This is a genomic window from Streptomyces sp. NPDC039480 (genome assembly GCF_055597165.1).
The window spans coordinates 263,623-282,508 of the sequence record NZ_JBVITX010000001.1; the positions used below are offsets into that span (position 1 = coordinate 263,623).

Consider the following 18,886-nt stretch of genomic DNA (forward strand, 5'->3'; position numbering starts at 1 on the left):
GCTCGGGTCTGAGAGCATTCGGGCCATACCCCGGTCCCTGGCCCACGCCTATGCCCGACCGGCTGCGCATCTGAAGACGAAAGTTTCCACTCGTGAGTGAGACAACGCATGACGGCGGAGTCGCGGTGACAGCATCCCCGTCGACACCGCCGCCCGATGACGGGCTCTCCCGCGCCGAACTCGCCGCCAAGTACGGTCTGACCGTCAGCGGCGCCCGGCCCGGACTTTTCGAGTACGTCCGCCAGCTCTGGGGACGGCGCCACTTCATCCTCGCCTTCTCCCAGGCGAAGCTCACCGCCCAGTACAGCCAGGCCAAGCTCGGCCAGCTGTGGCAGGTGGCGACGCCGCTCCTGAACGCGCTCGTCTACTTCCTGATCTTCGGTCTGATCCTGGGGGCCGACCGGGGCATGCCCCGCGAGGTCTACGTCCCGTTCCTGGTCACCGGCGTCTTCGTCTTCACCTTCACGCAGAGCTCGGTGATGGCGGGCGTCAGAGCGATCGCGGGCAACCTCGGTCTGGTGCGCGCGCTGCACTTCCCGCGCGCCTCGCTGCCGGTGTCGTTCTCGCTGCAGCAGCTCCAGCAGCTGCTGTTCTCGATGATCGTGCTGTTCATCATCATGATCGGCTTCGGCAGCTACCCCAAGCTGTCGTGGCTGCTGATCTTCCCGGTCCTCGTCCTGCAGTTCCTCTTCAACACGGGCCTCGCGATGGTCATGGCGAGGCTGGGCAGCAAGACCCCCGACCTGGCGCAGCTGATGCCGTTCGTGATGCGTACGTGGATGTACGCGTCCGGCGTGATGTTCTCCATCCCGGTGATGCTGAAGGACAAGCCCGCCTGGATCGCGGACGTCCTCCAGTGGAACCCGGCCGCCATCTATATGGACCTGATGCGCTTCGCGCTGATCGACGGCTACGGCTCCGAGAACCTGCCGCCGCACGTCTGGGCGGTCGCGGCGGGCTGGGCCGTGCTGGTCGCCGCAGGCGGCTTCGTGTACTTCTGGAAGGCTGAGGAGCGGTACGGCCGTGGCTGATGACAAGCACGCAGACAGTACGGACAAGGGGCACATCCCCACCGTCATCGCCGACGAGCTGCACATCGTCTACCGCGTCAACGGCGCGAAGACCGGCAAGGGCAGCGCCACCTCCGCACTGAGCCGCATCCTCCGGCGCGGCGAGGAGCGCGGGGTGCGCAAGGTGCACGCCGTCCGCGGCGTGAGCTTCACCGCCTACCGCGGCGAGGCCATCGGCCTGATCGGCTCGAACGGCTCCGGCAAGTCCACCCTGCTCCGCGCCATCGCGGGGCTGCTCCCCGCCGAGCAGGGCAAGGTCTACACCGACGGCCAGCCCTCGCTGCTCGGCGTCAACGCGGCCCTGATGAACGATCTGACCGGTGAGCGCAACGTCATCCTCGGCGGTCTCGCGATGGGCATGTCCCGCGAGCAGATCAGGGAGCGCTACCAGGAGATCGTCGACTTCTCCGGGATCAACGAGAAGGGTGACTTCATCACCCTGCCGATGCGCACCTACTCCTCGGGCATGGCGGCCCGCCTGCGGTTCTCCATCGCGGCCGCCAAGGACCACGACGTCCTCATGATCGACGAGGCGCTCGCCACCGGCGACCGCAAGTTCCAGAAGCGCTCCGAGGCCCGCATCCGCGAGCTGCGCAAGGAGGCCGGCACGGTCTTCCTGGTCAGTCACAACAACAAGTCGATCCGTGACACCTGCGACCGCGTGCTGTGGCTGGAGCGCGGCGAGCTGCGCATGGACGGGCCGACCGACGAGGTCATCAAGGAGTACGAGAAGTTCACGGGCAAGTAGCCCGATCGAGCCATCGGGCGTGCACCCGTTCGGCAGCAGTGCCCCGCCGGGAGGAATCCGGCGGGGCACTGTCGTGACATGGTGTCCCCGGGGCCCCTCGCGCCCCTCAACTCACCGGTGGCAAAAGCGGTTTGCTGTCAATCGGTGTGGTGTTGTGATGCGCCGAACACCCCGACGATGCGTGAGGGGTTGTACAACGTAAGCTGTACCGGTGCTGATTCGCGGCAAGTGGGGCGATATCGCGCGGCGTCCCGGCTCGGAGCACGGCCCACCTCGGAGAGTGCCGGGCGGCGTGTCCGAAATAGGATGTATTGGGTCGGCAGTGTAGAACGGGAGATGTGACGGCAATGGCTACGGATGATCTCCGGCTCCGCGATGCATCCGCCGTCCTCGACAAGGCCGCGGACGAGAACTTCCCGGTGGCGCCGTTCTTCCTGCCCCGGGCCTGGCGCGACGACCTCATGGCCGTCTACGGCGTCGTGCGCCTCATCGACGACATCGGTGACGGAGACCTGGCCCCCGAGGCCGCGCACGCCCGCCACCTGGGCCTCGACGGCGACGCCGACGACCCGGCGCGGCTCCTGGACGCCGTTGCGGCGGACCTCGACAGGGTCTTCGACGGCGGTGAGCCCGGCCACCCGCTGGTGCGCGCGCTGCGCCCGGCCGCCGAGCGCGGCACCCTGACGGCCACCCCCTTTCTCGCCCTGATCGAGGCCAACCGCCAGGACCAGTCCGTCACGCGCTACGAGACCTACGACGACCTCGTGGCGTACTGCGCGCTCTCCGCGAACCCGATCGGCCGACTCGTCCTTGCCATCACCGGCACGGAGACCCCCGAGCGAATCCGGCACTCGGACGCCGTCTGCACCGGGCTGCAGATCGTCGAGCACATCCAGGACGTCGCCGAAGACCTGCGGCGCGGCCGCATCTACCTGCCCGTCGAGGACATGAAGCGGTTCCACGTGAGCGAGTCAGACCTGGCCCGGCCGACAGCGGGCGCGTCAGTGCGCGCGCTGGTCGCGTTCGAAGCGGAACGCGCCCGCGGCCTGCTGAATGAAGGCACCCCCCTGGTGGGTAGCGTCCACGGCAGGCTGAAGCTGCTGCTGGCCGGATTCGTGGGAGGGGGCAGGGCGGCGGTCCGGGCGATCGTGGACGCCGGGTACGACGTCCTTCCAGGGCCGCCCAGACCCACCAAGCCCCGCATGTTCCGCGAGGCGGGCGCCGTGCTGCGAGGAGAGGGGTGAGCCGGGCCGTGGAGTCGGAGCCGCGCGTGTCCGCGCCGGTGCTCGCCGCGTACAGCTACTGCGAGACGGTCACCGGTCAGCAGGCGCGCAACTTCGCGTACGGCATCCGGCTGCTGCCGGCGCCCAAGCGCCGGGCCATGTCGGCGCTGTACGCGCTCTCGCGGCGGGTCGACGACATCGGGGACGGCGCGCTCGCCCCGGACGTCAAGGCGGAGCGTCTCGAGGACACCAGGGCGCTGGTCGCCCGGATCCGCGCGGGACGGGTGCACGAGGACGACACCGACCCGGTCGCGGTCGCCCTCGCACACGCCGCCGAGCACTTCCCCATCCCGATGGACGGCCTCGACGAGCTGATCGACGGCGTCCTCATGGACGTGCGCGGCGCGACGTACGAGACGTGGGAGGACCTGAAGGTCTACTGCCGCTGTGTGGCCGGGGCGATCGGGCGGCTCTCGCTCGGCGTGTTCGGCACGGAGCGGGGGGCGCTCCATGCCGAGCGCGCGCCGGAGTATGCCGACACGCTCGGTCTCGCGCTCCAACTGACCAACATTCTCCGCGACGTTCGCGAGGACGCGCAGGACGGCCGGACGTACCTGCCCGCCGACGACCTCGCCAAGTTCGGCTGTTCCGCCGGGTTCTCGGGCGCCGAGCCGCCCGCGGGATCCGACTTCGCGGGCCTCGTCCACTTCGAGGTGCGCCGCGCGCGTGCCCTGTTCGCCGAGGGCTACCGCCTGCTGCCGATGCTGGACCGGCGCAGCGGTGCCTGTGTGGCGGCGATGGCCGGCATCTACCGCAGGCTCCTCGACCGCATAGAGCGGGAGCCCGAAGCGGTCCTGCGCGGCCGCGTCTCGCTGCCGGGCCGCGAGAAGGCGTACGTCGCCGTGCGCGGCCTGTCCGGCCTCGACGCGCGGAACGTGTCACGGCAGACCGTCCGGAGGCGTGTGTGATGAGCGTCCGGAGTGATCGTGGGACAGCTGGGACAACGTTCGCAAAGCGGCGGGCAACCCTCCGCTCCATGGTCGCGTCCCAGACTGCAACGGCCGAAGGGGTGGGCGCATGAAGAGGGAAGACATGCAGCCCGAGGGGCTGACCGAGAACGCCGGAGGCCGTCCCGCAGGGGCGGCCGCAGTGGTGGTCGGCGGCGGCCTCGCCGGCATCACCGCCGCGCTGGCGCTCGCCGACGCGGGACTGCGCGTGACGCTGCTCGAAGGGCGGCCGCGCCTCGGCGGGCTCGCGTTCTCCTTCCGGCGCGGCGCGCTGACCGTCGACAACGGCCAGCACGTCTATCTGCGCTGCTGCACCGCCTACCGATGGTTCCTCGACCGCGTCGACGGCGCGCACCTCGCGCCCCTGCAGGAACGTCTCGACGTGCCCGTCCTCGACGCCGACCGCAACCGGCTCGGCCGGCTGCGGCGCACCGCGCTGCCCGTGCCCCTGCACCTGGCGGCGAGCCTCGCCACGTATCCCCATCTGTCGGTCGCCGAGCGCGCCAAGGTGGGGCGCGCGGCGCTCGCGCTCAAGGGGCTCGACCCGACCGACCCCGCGCTCGACGGCCAGGACTTCGGCAGCTGGCTGGCCAGGCACGGCCAGTCGCCGCGCGCCGTCGAGGCGCTCTGGGACCTGGTGGGCGTCGCGACGCTCAACGCCGTCGCGGGCGACGCCTCCCTCGGGCTCGCCGCGATGGTCTTCAAGACCGGGCTGCTCTCCGAGCCGGGCGCCGCCGACATCGGCTGGGCCCGGGCCCCCCTCGGCGACCTGCACGACACACTGGCCCGCAAGGCCCTCGACGCCGCGGGCGTCCGCACGGAACTGAAGGCACGCGTCACCTCCATCTCCCGTACGGAGGACGGCGGTTGGCGCGTGGAGGTGCCCGGCGAGACCCTGGAGGCCGACTCCGTCGTCCTCGCCGTGCCGCAGCACGAGACGCACGACCTCCTCCCGGACGGCGCGCTCGACCAGCCCGACCGGCTGCTCGACATCGACACCGCGCCGATCCTCAACCTCCACGTCGTCTACGACCGGAAGGTGCTGAAGCGGCCGTTCTTCGCCGCCATCGGCTCGCCCGTCCAGTGGGTCTTCGACCGGACCGAGGCCTCCGGGCTCACCGAGGGGCAGTACCTGGCGGTCTCCCAGTCGGCCGCCCAGGACGAGATCGACGCGCCCGTCGCCGCACTGCGGGAGCGCTATCTCCCCGAGCTGGAGCGGCTGCTGCCCGCGGCACACGGCGCCGAGGTGCGGGACTTCTTCGTCACCCGCGAGCGGACGGCGACGTTCGCCCCCACCCCCGGCGTCGGCAGGCTCCGCCCCGGTGCCCGCACCAAGGCCCGCGGCCTGTACCTCGCGGGCGCGTGGACCGCGACCGGCTGGCCCGCGACCATGGAGGGCGCCGTCCGCAGCGGCATCAGCGCGGCCGAAGCGGCCCTCTCCACCTTCGACCGCCCCCGAGATCACCTCTTCGCGTTCGAGGAGGCGGTGGCGTGAAGCTCGACCTGCTGGGGTCAGGTCCCCAGAGAAACAGCACCGGAACAAGAGGAGAAACTGTGCCGACTGTGCCCTCGGCCGAGAAAACGGCTGCCGACACGGTGGACGTGACCTCACTGCTCGAACAAGGAAGGACGCTGGCCACCCCGGTGCTGCGGGCCGCGGTGGACCGCCTCGCGCCGCCCATGGACACCGTCGCCGCCTACCACTTCGGCTGGATCGACGCCGAGGGCAACCCGTCCGACGGTGACGGCGGCAAGGCCGTGCGTCCCGCGCTCGCCCTGCTCTCCGCCGAGGCGGCGGGTGCCGCCCCCGAGATCGGCGTCCCCGGCGCGGTCGCCGTCGAGCTCGTGCACAACTTCTCGCTGCTGCACGACGACCTGATGGACGGCGACGAGCAGCGCAGGCACCGCGACACGGTGTGGAAGGTGCACGGCCCCGCGCAGGCCATCCTCGTCGGCGACGCCCTCTTCGCGCTCGGCAACGAGATCCTCCTGGAGCTCGGCACCGTCGAGGCGGGCCGCGCCACTCGCCGCCTCATCACCGCGACGCGCGCGCTGATCGACGGCCAGGCACAGGACATCAGCTACGAGCACCGCGACCGGGTCACCGTCGAGGAGTGCCTGGAGATGGAGGGCAAGAAGACCGGCGCCCTGCTCGCCTGCGCGGTCTCCATCGGTGCCGTCCTCGGCGGCGCGGACGACCACACCGCCGACACGCTGGAGAAGTACGGCTACCACCTCGGCCTCGCCTTCCAGGCCGTGGACGACCTGCTCGGCATCTGGGGCGACCCGGAGGCCACCGGAAAGCAGACGTGGAGTGATCTGCGGCAGCGCAAGAAGTCGCTGCCCGTGGTCGCCGCGCTCGCCGCGGGCGGCCCGGCCTCCGAGCGGCTCGGCGAGCTGCTCACCGCCGACTCCAAGAGCAGCGACTTCGAGAACTTCTCCGAGGACGAGTTCGCCGCGCGCGCCGCCCTGATCGAGGAGGCGGGCGGCCGCGAGTGGACCGCCAAGGAGGCCCGGCGCCAGCACGCCATCGCCATCGAGGCGCTGGATCACGTCCGGATGCCGGACCGGGTGCGGGCGCAGCTCGTCGCGCTCGCCGACTTCGTCGTCGTACGAGAGAAGTGATCACTATCGCGCGGATATCCGAGTTGCCCGGAGGGTGACCCCCGGGCTCCCAGGCAGTCGCCGGCCGGCGCCCCGCGCCGGCCGACGGCGGACCCACAGCAGACGTAGCCACCGCACTGCACGAAGGGGAAGCCATGACAGCGACGACCGACGGAAGCACCGGAGCGGCCACGCCCCGCGCAGCCTCGGCCAGCCAGCCCGCCCATCCCGTCAACCAGCCCACCCAGGTCGATCAGCTCGAACACATCGAGCAGATCGAGCAGATCGACAAACAGGTCGACCGGGTCGCCCCCGTCGACACGGTCGCCGCGCCGGCAGGCACCCGCGAGGCCGCCGAGCGCGCCGTGCGGCGCTCCACGGACTTCCTGCTCTCCCGCCAGGACGCCGAGGGCTGGTGGAAGGGCGACCTCGAGACCAATGTGACCATGGACGCCGAGGACCTCCTCCTACGGCAGTTCCTGGGCATCCGCGACGAGCACACCACGCACGCCGCCGCGCTCTTCATCCGCGGCGAGCAGCGCGACGACGGCACCTGGGCCACCTTCTTCGGCGGGCCCGGCGAACTCTCCACCACCATCGAGGCGTACGTCGCGCTGCGCCTGGCCGGCGACCGGCCCGACGAGCCGCACATGGCGAAGGCCGCCGCGTGGATCCGCGAGCAGGGCGGCATCGCCCGGGCCCGGGTCTTCACCCGGATCTGGCTCGCCCTGTTCGGCTGGTGGAAGTGGGACGACCTGCCCGAACTCCCACCGGAGCTCATCTACTTCCCCAAGTGGGTCCCGCTCAACATCTACGACTTCGGCTGCTGGGCGCGACAGACCATAGTGCCGCTCACCATCGTGTCCGCCAAGCGGCCCGTGCGGCCCGCGCCCTTCGCCCTCGACGAGCTGCACACCGACGCGCGCGACCCGAACCCCGCCCAACCCCTCGCCCCTGTGGCGAGTTGGGACGGCGTCTTCCAGCGGCTCGACAAGGCGCTGCACGTCTACCACAAGGTCGCGCCGCGCCGGCTGCGCAAGGCCGCGATGAACAGCGCCGCCCGCTGGATCATCGAACGCCAGGAGAACGACGGCTGCTGGGGCGGGATCCAGCCGCCCGCCGTCTACTCCGTCATCGCGCTGCACCTGCTCGGCTACGACCTGGAGCACCCCGTCCTGAAGGCCGGGCTCGCCTCGCTCGACCGGTTCGCCGTGTGGCGCGAGGACGGCGCACGGATGATCGAGGCCTGCCAGTCGCCCGTGTGGGACACCTGCCTGGCGACCATCGCGCTCGCGGACGCCGGACTGCCCGCCGATCACCCGCAGTTGGTCAAGGCCGCCGACTGGATGCTCAGCGAGCAGATCGTACGGCCGGGGGACTGGTCGGTGCGCCGGCCCGAACTGGCCCCGGGCGGCTGGGCGTTCGAGTTCCACAACGACAACTACCCCGACATCGACGACACCGCCGAGGTCGCCCTCGCGCTGCGCCGGGTCGCGCACCCGGACCGGGCGCGCGTGGAGAACGCCATCGAGCGCGGAGTGCGCTGGAACCTCGGCATGCAGTCGAAGAACGGTGCCTGGGGCGCCTTCGACGTCGACAACACCAGCCCCTTCCCCAACCGTCTGCCGTTCTGCGACTTCGGCGAGGTCATCGACCCGCCGTCCGCCGACGTCACCGGGCACGTCGTGGAGATGCTCGCCGTCGAGGGCCGGACGCACGACCCGCGCACCCGGCGCGGCATCGAGTGGCTGCTTGCCGAACAGGAGCCCGACGGCGGCTGGTTCGGCCGCTGGGGCGTCAACTACCTCTACGGCACCGGGTCGGTGGTGCCCGCGCTGATCACGGCGGGCCTGCCCGCCTCGCATCCCGCGATCCGCCGGGCCGTGCGGTGGGTGGAGTCGGTGCAGAACGACGACGGCGGCTGGGGCGAGGACCTGCGCTCCTACCGCGACCGCGGCTGGGTCGGGCGCGGCACGTCGACCCCGTCGCAGACCGCCTGGGCGCTGCTGGCGCTGCTCTCGGCAGGGGAGCGCGAGGCCGCGTCCGTGGAGCGGGGCGTCGCCTGGCTCGCCGCGACGCAGCGCGAGGACGGCTCCTGGGACGAGCCGTACTTCACCGGCACCGGCTTCCCCTGGGACTTCTCCATCAACTACCACCTGTACCGGCAGGTGTTCCCGCTCACCGCCCTCGGCAGGTACGTCCACGGAGAGCCCTTCGCCGGCGGCTCCGGCGCCCACTCCGGCAAGGGCAGCTGATGGACGGGACCCCGGCTCCGCGGCCGGGACCCGCGCCGCTGCTGATCGCCTGCGCGCTCGGCATCGAACGCCTCGCCCTGCGCACCGGCGACCGCAGCGGTGCGCCGGAAACCATGACCGTGCTGCGCACCGGCATGGGCCCCAAGAACGCCGAGCGCGCCGTCAGCGGTGCGCTCGGCGAGAAAACCCTGCGCGACGCGGCCGTACTGGCCACCGGCTTCTGTGCCGGACTCGCCCCCGGCATGCACCCCGGCGACCTCGTCGTCGCCGCGGAGACCAGGGACGCGCGCGGCAGCACCCCTTGTACGGGAACCGGTCTGCTGGTCGAGGAGCTGGTGCGGGCCATGCCCGGCCGCGCCGTGCACACCGGACCGCTCACCGGTTCCGACCACGTCGTGCGCGGGCCCGAGCGCGGCGCCCTCCTGGCCACCGGCGCGATCGCCGTGGACATGGAGTCCGCCGCCACGCTGCACAGCGCCGTACGCGCGGGACGGCGGCCCGTTGCCGCCGTCCGGGTGGTCGTGGATGCCCCACAGTACGAACTCGTCCGCATCGGCACGGTGCGCGGTGGAATATCAGCTTTCCGCGTTCTTCGTGCCGTGCTCCCCGCATTCTTTGAATGGCACCGTTCTTCGCTGCTCCCCCGGAGGTGAGCCAGATGGCCATGCCGCTTCGTCAGTCCATCAAGGTAGCTACGTATCTCTTTGAACAGAAGCTGCGCAAGCGCGACAAGTTTCCGCTGATCGTCGAATTGGAACCGCTCTTCGCCTGCAACCTGAAGTGTGAGGGTTGCGGGAAGATCCAGCACCCGGCCGGGGTCCTGAAGCAGCGCATGCCGGTGGCCCAGGCCGTGGGCGCCGTTCTTGAGTCGGGTGCGCCGATGGTATCCATCGCCGGCGGCGAGCCCTTGATGCACCCTCAGATCGACGAGATTGTCCGGCAGTTGGTGGCGAAGAAGAAGTACGTCTTCCTCTGCACCAACGCCATGCTGTTGCGCAAGAAGATCGAGAAGTTCACCCCGTCGCCGTACTTCGCGTTCGCCGTGCACATCGACGGCATGCGGGAGCGGCACGACGAGTCCGTCGCGAAGGAGGGCGTGTTCGACGAGGCGGTGGCGGCCATCAAGGAAGCCAAGAAGCGCGGTTTCCGCGTCACCACCAATTCCACCTTCTTCAACACGGACACCCCGCAGACCATCATCGAGGTCCTGAACTTCCTCAACGACGACCTGAAGGTCGACGAGATGATGCTGTCGCCCGCCTACGCCTACGAGAAGGCGCCCGACCAGGAGCACTTCCTCGGTGTCGAGCAGACCCGCGAGCTCTTCAAGAAGGCCTTCGCGGGCGGCAACCGGCTGCGCTGGCGCCTGAACCACTCGCCGCTCTTCCTGGACTTCCTGGAGGGCAAGGCGGACTTCCCGTGCACCGCGTGGGCGATCCCGAACTACTCGCTCTTCGGCTGGCAGCGCCCCTGCTACCTGATGAGCGACGGTTACGTCCCCACGTACCGGCAGCTCATCGAGGAGACCGACTGGGACAAGTACGGCCGCGGCAAGGACCCGCGCTGCGCCAACTGCATGGCGCACTGCGGCTACGAACCGACCGCCGTCCTCGCCACCATGGGCTCCCTCAAGGAATCCATCCGTGCCGCCCGCGAGACGGTCTCGGGGAACCGCGGGTGACGTCATGAACGGGCCGACAGGGGCTCTCCGCCAGGGGGCCCCTGTCACCGTGAGCTGAGAACGAGCAGAGAGGGGGCTCGAGCATGACCATTCTCGACACCATTCGGGGGCCACGGGACCTGAAGAGGCTCTCCGGGGCAGAGCTCGACGAACTGGCGGGGGAGATCAGGGAGTTCCTGGTGCACGCGGTCGCCAGGACAGGGGGCCATCTCGGGCCCAACCTCGGGGTGGTGGAGCTCTCCATCGCCCTCCACCGGGTCTTCGATTCGCCGGTCGACCGGCTCGTGTGGGACACCGGCCACCAGAGCTATGTGCACAAGCTGCTCACCGGTCGGCAGGACTTCTCCAAGCTGCGCGGCAAGGGCGGCCTCTCCGGCTATCCCTCGCGGGAGGAGTCCGAGCACGACATCGTCGAGAACAGCCACGCGTCGACCGCGCTCGGCTGGGCCGACGGCCTCGCCAAGGCGCGCCAGGTCCTCGGCGAGCGCGGCCACGTCGTCGCCGTCATCGGGGACGGGGCGCTCACCGGGGGCATGGCCTGGGAGGCGCTGAACAACATCGCCGCCGCGAAGGACCGCCCGCTGATCATCGTCGTCAACGACAACGAACGCTCATACGCCCCGACCATCGGCGGCCTCGCCGACCACCTCGCCACCCTCCGCACGACGGACGGCTACGAACGGGTTCTCGCCTGGGGGAAGGACATACTCCAGCGAACGCCCGTCGTCGGCCGGCCGCTGTACGAGTCGCTGCACGGCGCCAAGAAGGGCTTCAAGGACGCCTTCGCGCCGCAGGGGATGTTCGAGGACCTGGGGCTCAAGTACGTCGGGCCGATCGACGGGCACGACATCGGTGCCGTCGAGTCGGCGCTGCGCCGCGCCAAGCGCTTCCATGGCCCGGTGCTCATCCACTGTCTGACCGAGAAGGGCCGCGGTTTCGAGCCCGCGCTCGCCGACGAGGCGGACCGCTTCCACACCGTGGGCGTCATGGACCCGCTCACCTGCGAGCCGCTCTCACCCTCCAACGGCCCTTCCTGGACCTCCGTGTTCGGGGACGAGATCGTCCGCATCGGTGCCGAGCGCGACGACGTCGTCGCCATCACCGCGGCGATGCTCGGCCCGGTCGGCCTGACGAAGTTCGCGGCGGCCTACCCCGACCGGGTGTGGGACGTCGGCATCGCCGAGCAGCACGCCGCGGTGTCGGCCGCGGGGCTCGCCACGGGCGGCCTGCATCCGGTCGTCGCGGTGTACGCCACCTTCCTCAACCGAGCCTTCGACCAACTCCTCATGGACGTGGCGCTGCACCGGTGCGGCGTCACCTTCGTGCTCGACCGCGCGGGCGTCACCGGCGTCGACGGCGCCTCCCACAACGGCATGTGGGACATGTCGGTCCTCCAGGTCGTGCCGGGGCTGCGGATCGCGGCGCCGCGCGACGCCGAGCAACTGCGGGCGCAGCTGCGGGAAGCGGTCGCCGTGGACGACGCGCCGACCCTCGTCCGGTTCCCCAAGGAGTCGGTGGGGCCCGAGATCCCCGCCGTGGACCGCGTCGGCGGCATGGACGTGCTGTCCCGGGAGCCGGACCCGGACGTGCTGCTCGTCGCGGTCGGGGTGATGGCGCCGGTCTGTCTGCAGGCCGCCGAACTGCTCAGGGGGCGCGGGCTGCGCTGCACCGTCGTCGACCCGCGCTGGGTCAAGCCGGTCGACCCCGAGCTGCCCGGGCTCGCGGCAGGGCACCGCGTCGTCGCCGTCGTGGAGGACAACAGCCGTGCCGCCGGGGTCGGCGCGGCGGTCGCGCTGGCGCTCGGCGACGCCGAAGTGGACGTCCCCGTCAGGCGGTTCGGCATTCCCGAGCAGTTCCTCGCGCACGCCAAGCGGGGCGAGGTCCTCGCCGACCTCGGCCTCACCCCGGTCGAGATCGCGGGCCGGATCAGCGCCACGCTGGCGGCCAAGGAGGGCGCGCACACGTCCGGTTCCGGCAAGGAGCACAGCGTATGACCAAGGAGTTCGACCTCGGCAGGCTCCTCGCGGAGCGGGGTGCCGAGCGGTACGAACTGCACGCCCGGCACCTGAACCACCAACTGCCGCGCATGCTGCACACCATCGGCTTCGACAAGGTCTACGAGCGGGCCGAGGGCCCGTACTTCTGGGACGCGGAGGGCAACGACTACCTCGACATGCTCGCGGGCTTCGGCGTGATGGGCCTCGGCCGGCACCACCCCGTCGTACGCAAGGCGCTGCACGACGTCCTCGACGCCTCCCTCGCCGACCTCACCCGGTTCGACTGCCAGCCGCTGCCCGGCCTGCTCGCCGAGCGGCTGCTCACGCACAGCCCGCACCTGGACCGGGTCTTCTTCGGCAACAGCGGCACGGAGGCCGTCGAGACGGCGCTGAAGTTCGCCCGCTACGCCACCGGCAAACCGCGGGTGCTCTACTGCACGCACGCCTTCCACGGGCTGACCACCGGTTCCCTCTCCGTCAACGGCGAGGACGGGTTCCGGGACGGCTTCGCGCCGCTGCTGCCGGACACCGCGGTCCCGCTCGGCGATCTGGGCGCGCTGCGCCGGGAGTTGGAGAAGGGCGACGTCGCCGGGCTGATCGTCGAGCCCATCCAGGGCAAGGGTGTGCACGAGAGCCCGCCCGGATATCTGCGCGCCGCCCAGGAGCTGCTCCACCGCCACAAGGCGCTGCTGATCGCAGACGAGGTGCAGACGGGCCTCGGCAGGACCGGTGAGTTCTACGCGTACCAGCACGAGGAGGGTGTCGAGCCCGACCTGGTCTGCGTGGCCAAGGCGCTGTCGGGCGGCTATGTGCCGGTCGGCGCGACGCTCGGCAAGGACTGGATCTTCAAGAAGGTCTACTCGTCGATGGACCGGGTGCTCGTGCACTCGGCGAGCTTCGGCTCGAACGCGCAGGCCATGGCGGCGGGTCTCGCCGTCCTGGCGGTGATGGAGGACGAGAAGGTCGTCGAGAACGCCCGGGTCACGGGGGAACTGCTCAGGTCCCGGCTCGCCGCCCTCGTCGACCGTTATGAGCTCCTGAGCGAGGTGCGCGGGCGCGGACTGATGATCGGCATCGAGTTCGGGCGGCCCAAGTCGCTGAAGCTGCGCGGGCGTTGGACGATGCTGCAGGCCGCCCGCAAGGGACTCTTCGCACAGATGGTCGTCGTACCGCTGCTGCAGAAGCACCGCATCCTCACCCAGGTGTCCGGGGACCACCTGGAGGTCATCAAGCTGATTCCGCCGCTGATCGTGGGGGAGCGGGAGGTGGACCGGTTCGTGACGGCCTTCACCGCCGTGATGGACGAGGCGCACAGTGGTGGCGGGCTGATGTGGGACTTCGGCAGGACACTGGTGAAGCAGGCGGTCGCGAACCGCTGAGGGGCCGGCAGGGCAGCCGTAGTAGGAGCTATTTTGCCTCTCGGGCAAGAAAGTTGCCCGAGAGGCAAGGCTCTGGCTCAATCAAGGCATGAGCCCTGCCGAGCCCGCCGGGGCGGCGGATCCGCCCGAGACGGCCGAATCGCTGCCCGCCGTCGCGCCCCAGCTGCGCGAACTGCGCCGCCGCGCGTCCCTCACCCTGGAGGCCGCCGCCCGCACCGCCGGGCTCTCGCCCGCCCATCTGTCCCGCCTGGAGACCGGGCAGCGCCAGCCGTCGCTGCCGATGCTGCTCACGCTCGCCCGTGTCTACGGTACGACGGTCTCCGAGCTGCTCGGCGAGACGGTCGCCGACCGGGACGCGGTCGTCCGCGCGGCGGACATGGAACCGACTGTCGCCGGCGGCTGGACCTACTGGCAGGCGGGCGCTTCGGGCCGGGGCATGCAGGCACTGCGCGTACACGTGCCGCACGGCGCGCAGGGCGACATCGTGCGCGTGCACCCCGGCGAGGAGTGGCTGTACGTCCTCAAGGGACGGCTGCGGCTGCGTCTCGGCGACGCCGCGCACACCCTCGCGCCGGGGGACAGCGCGCACTTCGACTCGCTGACCCCGCACCGGATCGCCGCCGCCGACCGGGGCGGCGTCGATCTCCTCTTCGTCCACACACTGCTGCAGAGCCCCGCCACCGCGCTGTGCCTCGGTGGCCCCACTCAGGGAGACCCGACATGACGGAACCGGAACAGCAGGGACCGGCCCAGCCGAAACGGCCCTCGCCCAGCACCATGGAGGAGAAGTTCCCCCGGGCGCTCTGGGTCCGCCTGATCATCTACGTGGCGGTGGGCCACATCTTCGCCGCCTTCATCTACCTGCTCTTCGAGCTGGGCGCGAAGAACCAGTAGAAGAACCGGTAGAAGAACCAGTAAGGGCCGGAGTGGGCCGGCAGCGGGCGTCCGCTCAGTCGAGCAGGCGCTCGCGGAGCCGCTCGCGGGTCTCGGCGCTCACCTTGAGGCCCTCCGAGAGATAGGTGTCGACGTCGCCCCAGGTCTGCTCGATCGTGTCGTAGGCCGCCGCAAGGTACTCGGCGCGTGCGTCGAAGAGCGGGTCGAGGAGCTCCATGACCTCGGGCGACATCGCGTTCGCGGAGCTGTCCGAGCGGTGCACCTTGTAGCGGCGGTGCTTCACGCTCGACTCGAGGTAGTCCGCCTCGATCGCGTCGCGCTCCACGCCGACGGCGAGCAGCGTGACGGCTATGGACAGGCCCGCGCGGTCCTTGCCCGCCGCGCAGTGCATCAGCGCCGGAACGCTGTCCTCGGCGAGCGCGTGCAGCACCTTGCTGTGCTCGGCGGTGCGCTCCTTGATGATCGTGCGGTACGCCGCCTCCATCCGGTCCGCGCCCCGGCCGTCCGAGAGGATCGAGCGGAGCTGGTCGAGGTCGCCGTCGCGCACCATCTTCCAGAACTCGGCGCCGTCGGCCGGGTCGGTCAGCGGCAGGTTCACGTTCCGCACGCCCGGCAGCGCGACGTCCGGGCCTTCGAGGCGCTGGTCTGCGGCGTTGCGGAAGTCGAAGATCGTGTGCAGGCCCAGCGAGGAGAGGTACGCGGTGTCGGCCGCCGTGGCGTGCGCGAGGTGACCGCTGCGGAACAGGCGGCCCTGGCGGACGCGGCGACCGTCCACCGTCGGGAGCCCGCCCACGTCACGGAAGTTGCGCACTCCGGTGAGCTCGGGCTCTGACAGCGCTGACACCTCTGACAGATCTGTCGGCGGGACCTGCTGCGTCACGGGCTCTCCTCAGGCTCTTCGGCCGGCGCGGCTCGCCGGTGGGTGCGCCTTTGACGATACGACATGCGTTCCTGGGGCAATCAACCCTTCACGCGAGGGGTTCGCCGGTCTCCAGGAGGGACTTGAGGCTGGAGAGGATCGGCGGCCAGCCCTGGCTGCACATGGAGTGCAGGGTGCCGGCGGCGTCGAACTCGTGCGTGACGGTGAGCTTGACCTGGTCGCCGTGGGGCTCCAGGTCGAAGGCGACCCGCGAGCGGCGCTCGCTCGCGAGCCGCGCCCGCAGCTCCTCGTCGACGCCGTTCGCCTCGGCCCACTGCGGGCTGAAGGTGTGCCAGGTGTACGCGAGCCGGCGGTGCGGTTCGTGGACCAGGACGATCTGCTCAGGGTCCTCGGTCGTGGCTCCCGTCTCGGTCCAGGTCATCGGGGAGCCCTGCGCCCAGTCGGTGCCGAAGCTGACGCCCCAGTAACGGTGCGTGAAGGCCGGGTCGGTGAGCGCCTGCCAGAGCTGTTCCGGGGTGGTGCGGATGTACGTCGTGTACACAAATGTCTTGCTGTCCGTGCTGGCTGTGTTGGCTGTGCTGTCCATGGGGGGCTGCTCCAATGCTCTCTTCAGGTCCGCGAGGGCGTTGACCCGGCCGCGGTCGAACTGGCTGATCCATCGCTCGGCGATGGCGTTGATCGGTGCGGCGTTGAGGTAGTGCAGCTTCTCCCGCCCCTGCCGCACCGTGGTCACCAGCTGGGCGTCCTCCAGCACGCCCAGATGCTTGCTGACCGACTGGCGGGCCATGTCCAGGCCCGCGCACAGCTCGCGCAAGGTCTGGCCGTTGCGGTCCCGCAGCCGGTCGAGCAGCTGCCGCCGCACCGGGTCGGCCAGCGCCCTGAACGCCGTGTCCACCCGCCGTCACCCCCAATCATGCAGCCGAACGGCTGCGTATCAATGATGGGCAGCCCATTGGCTGCATGTCAACCGGAGAGGCGCGAGCGGGGTGGCAGGATGTGCCTACGAGCACGTGCCCAGTGGGAATCCATGGATCGGGCGGGGGCCTGATGATCGAGACCGGTGCCGATGGCCGTACGTGGTTGCTCTCCGGACCCAGGAGCAGCTACGCCCTGCGGCTGACGGAACGCGACGAACTCCTGCACCTCCACTGGGGGCCGCGGATCGCCCTCGCCGACGCGGAGGCGCTGGCCGCCGAGTCGCTGCCGCCCGAGCGGCCCTTCGAGTCACGGCTCGACGGGCGCGAGGAGTATCCGGTGGAGGGCGGCCCGCGCTTCGTGCCGCCGGCCCTCTCGGTGCGCGGCGGCGGAGTGCGCGGCACCGAGTGGCGGTACGAGAACTCGGCGGCCGACGAGGACGAGCTCCAGCTCCACTTCTTCGACTCGGTGCACCAACTGGCCATCACGCTCATGTACCGGCTGCGCGGGGACGTCGTCGAGCGACAGGTCGTCCTCACGCACCAGGGCCGGTTCGGCACGCCGGACCTCGAACTGCTGCGCCAGGACCCGGCGACGTGGACCCTGCCCCGGCGGGACCGCTGGCGCCTCTCGCAGCTGCACGGCCGCTGGGCCGCCGAGTCACGGCTGACGCGCGCCGACCTCACGTACGGCGAAAAGGTCATCGGCAGCCGGCGCGGCCACACCGGCCACCACCACCTGCCCTGGGTCGCGCTCGACGAGGGCGACGCCACCGAGGAGAGCGGCGAGGTCTACAGCTGCGCGCTCGCCTGGTCCGGCTCGTGGCGCATCTCCGTGCACCAACTGCCGGACGGCGCCGTGCAGATCACCGGCGGCAGCGGGCACGACGACTCCGGACAGCAGCTCCTCGCGCCGGGCACGGCCGTCGTCACCCCCGTCTTCGCGGGCCTGTGGACCGACCGCGGCTTCGGCGGCGCCAGCCGTGCCTGGCACGCCTACCAGCGCGCGCACGTGATCCCGGACGCCGACACGCCCCGCCCCGTCCTCTACAACTCCTGGGAAGCCACCGGCTTCGACATCTCCGAGGGGCAGCAGCGCAGGCTCGCCCGACGGGCCGCGGCGCTCGGCGTGGAACTCTTCGTCGTCGACGACGCGTGGTTCGGCGAGCGGGTCAGCGACCGGGCGGGCCTCGGCGACTGGTTCCCCAACCCGGACCGCTTTCCCGGCGGCCTCGGGCCGCTCGCCGACGAGGTGCACGAGCTCGGGATGCGGTTCGGCGTCTGGGTGGAACCGGAGATGGTCAACCCCGACAGCGACCTCTACCGCGCGCACCCCGACTGGGTGCAGCACCAACCCGGCCGTACGCGCACCGAGTACCGCAACCAGCTCGTCCTCGACCTCACGCGGGAGGACGTGTGCGCGCACCTGTGGCGGCGGCTCGACGAACTCCTCTCCAGCGCACCCATCGACTATGTGAAGTGGGACTTCAACCGCTCCTTCACCGACGTCGGCCGGCCCGGCGCGCCCTACCCGCAACACCTGTGGTCGGGTCATACGCACGCCCTGTACGACCTGCTCGACCGGCTCCGCGCGGCGCATCCCGCCGTGGCCTTCGAGTCCTGCTCGGGCGGCGGCGGACGGATCGACCTCGGCATCCTCTCCCGCACCGACCAGGTGTGGACCTCCGACAACACCGACCCGCTGGACCGGCTGGCCATCCAGCACGGCTTCAGCCAGCTGCACCCCGCGCGCGTGATGGCCGCCTGGGTCACCGACAGCCCCAACACACAGCTGAACGGCCGGGCCAGCTCGCTGTGCTTCCGCTTCGTGAGCGCCATGGCGGGGGTGCTCGGCATCGGCGGCGACCTCACGCGGTGGACCGAGGGCGAGCTCGCCGAGGCGCGCGACTGGGTGGATCTCTACAAGGAGATCAGGCCCGTGGTGCAGCTCGGCGACCTCTACCGGCTGCGTCCGCCGGGGGACGGCCTGAGCGCCGTGCAGTACGTGTGCGGTGACGAGTCCGTCGTCCTGGCCTGGCTGCGGGCGCAGGAGTACGGGGAGGAGCCGGCGCCGGTGCGGCTGCGCGGGCTCGACCCGGGGGCCGCCTATTTCTGCCCGGACACGGGGGAGACCTACCGGGGCGCGGTGCTGCTCCACCGCGGCCTGCGGACCGGCCTCAAGGGGGACCTGGACGCGGCGGTGTTCCGGCTGCGACGGGCGTGACGTACTGCGA

16 protein-coding genes are annotated in these 18,886 nt (G+C 70.9%); 14 read left to right on the forward strand and 2 right to left on the reverse strand.

From position 1 onward, the window contains the following. Window positions 1-92 precede the first annotated feature (92 nt). The 13 genes from ACZ56E_RS01155 to ACZ56E_RS01215 all read left to right on the forward strand — a co-directional run bounded on the left by ACZ56E_RS01155 (window position 93) and on the right by ACZ56E_RS01215 (window position 14,858). On the forward strand, window positions 93-1,031 hold the full coding sequence (locus tag ACZ56E_RS01155; protein WP_471209495.1) for an ABC transporter permease: 939 nt from the start codon (window positions 93-95) through the stop codon (window positions 1,029-1,031). After that, on the forward strand, window positions 1,024-1,818 hold the full coding sequence (locus ACZ56E_RS01160) for an ABC transporter ATP-binding protein (RefSeq protein WP_468603775.1): 795 nt from the start codon (window positions 1,024-1,026) through the stop codon (window positions 1,816-1,818). The genes ACZ56E_RS01155 and ACZ56E_RS01160 overlap by 8 nt, the downstream gene beginning before the upstream one ends. A gap of 347 nt (window positions 1,819-2,165) precedes the next feature. Further along, complete coding sequence (hpnC, locus tag ACZ56E_RS01165) at window positions 2,166-3,062, forward strand: squalene synthase HpnC (protein WP_471209498.1); 897 nt, start codon at window positions 2,166-2,168, stop codon at window positions 3,060-3,062. Further along, entirely contained in the window at window positions 3,059-4,009 is a 951-nt protein-coding gene (hpnD, locus tag ACZ56E_RS01170; RefSeq protein ID WP_471209501.1) for a presqualene diphosphate synthase HpnD, read from the forward strand. The genes hpnC and hpnD overlap by 4 nt, the downstream gene beginning before the upstream one ends. A gap of 124 nt (window positions 4,010-4,133) precedes the next feature. Then, window positions 4,134-5,543 carry a hydroxysqualene dehydroxylase HpnE gene (gene hpnE / locus ACZ56E_RS01175; RefSeq protein ID WP_471211470.1) on the forward strand — a complete coding sequence of 470 codons (1,410 nt, stop codon included), beginning with the start codon at window positions 4,134-4,136 and terminating at the stop codon, window positions 5,541-5,543. Then, a complete protein-coding gene (locus ACZ56E_RS01180; protein WP_468603781.1) occupies window positions 5,540-6,673 on the forward strand; it encodes a polyprenyl synthetase family protein in 1,134 nt (377 codons plus the stop codon). Before hpnE ends, ACZ56E_RS01180 begins: the two co-directional genes overlap by 4 nt. Before the next feature lie 134 nt (window positions 6,674-6,807). After that, window positions 6,808-8,907, forward strand: coding sequence for a squalene--hopene cyclase (shc, locus tag ACZ56E_RS01185; RefSeq protein WP_471209504.1), 2,100 nt, complete (start codon window positions 6,808-6,810; stop codon window positions 8,905-8,907). Further along, complete coding sequence (locus ACZ56E_RS01190; RefSeq protein ID WP_471209507.1) at window positions 8,907-9,560, forward strand: phosphorylase family protein; 654 nt, start codon at window positions 8,907-8,909, stop codon at window positions 9,558-9,560. Before shc ends, ACZ56E_RS01190 begins: the two co-directional genes overlap by 1 nt. A gap of 5 nt (window positions 9,561-9,565) precedes the next feature. After that, a complete protein-coding gene (gene hpnH / locus ACZ56E_RS01195; protein WP_468603787.1) occupies window positions 9,566-10,588 on the forward strand; it encodes an adenosyl-hopene transferase HpnH in 1,023 nt (340 codons plus the stop codon). Between the two features lie 83 nt (window positions 10,589-10,671). After that, window positions 10,672-12,582, forward strand: coding sequence for a 1-deoxy-D-xylulose-5-phosphate synthase (dxs, locus tag ACZ56E_RS01200; RefSeq protein ID WP_471209510.1), 1,911 nt, complete (start codon window positions 10,672-10,674; stop codon window positions 12,580-12,582). After that, entirely contained in the window at window positions 12,579-13,964 is a 1,386-nt protein-coding gene (locus ACZ56E_RS01205; protein ID WP_471209512.1) for an aspartate aminotransferase family protein, read from the forward strand. The genes dxs and ACZ56E_RS01205 overlap by 4 nt, the downstream gene beginning before the upstream one ends. Window positions 13,965-14,052: 88 nt before the next feature. Further along, window positions 14,053-14,688 (forward strand): helix-turn-helix domain-containing protein, encoded by a 636-nt coding sequence (locus ACZ56E_RS01210; protein ID WP_471209515.1) that lies wholly within the window; start codon window positions 14,053-14,055, stop codon window positions 14,686-14,688. A 53-nt stretch (window positions 14,689-14,741) separates the two neighbouring features. Then, window positions 14,742-14,858, forward strand: a complete 117-nt coding sequence (locus ACZ56E_RS01215) for a DUF6126 family protein (protein WP_361169991.1) — start codon at window positions 14,742-14,744, stop codon at window positions 14,856-14,858. Between the two features lie 55 nt (window positions 14,859-14,913). Here the strand turns inward: ACZ56E_RS01215 and ACZ56E_RS01220 are convergent, their stop codons facing one another. Together ACZ56E_RS01220 and ACZ56E_RS01225 are read right to left on the reverse strand one after the other, a co-directional pair. After that, window positions 14,914-15,738 carry a tyrosine-protein phosphatase gene (locus ACZ56E_RS01220; RefSeq protein WP_468603795.1) on the reverse strand — a complete coding sequence of 275 codons (825 nt, stop codon included), beginning with the start codon at window positions 15,736-15,738 and terminating at the stop codon, window positions 14,914-14,916. An 88-nt stretch (window positions 15,739-15,826) separates the two neighbouring features. Further along, on the reverse strand, window positions 15,827-16,633 hold the full coding sequence (locus tag ACZ56E_RS01225) for an ArsR/SmtB family transcription factor (protein ID WP_471209519.1): 807 nt from the start codon (window positions 16,631-16,633) through the stop codon (window positions 15,827-15,829). A 152-nt stretch (window positions 16,634-16,785) separates the two neighbouring features. Here ACZ56E_RS01225 and ACZ56E_RS01230 point away from each other — a divergent pair, with 152 nt between their 5' ends. Next, entirely contained in the window at window positions 16,786-18,876 is a 2,091-nt protein-coding gene (locus ACZ56E_RS01230; protein WP_471209522.1) for an alpha-galactosidase, read from the forward strand. Window positions 18,877-18,886 lie beyond the last annotated feature (10 nt).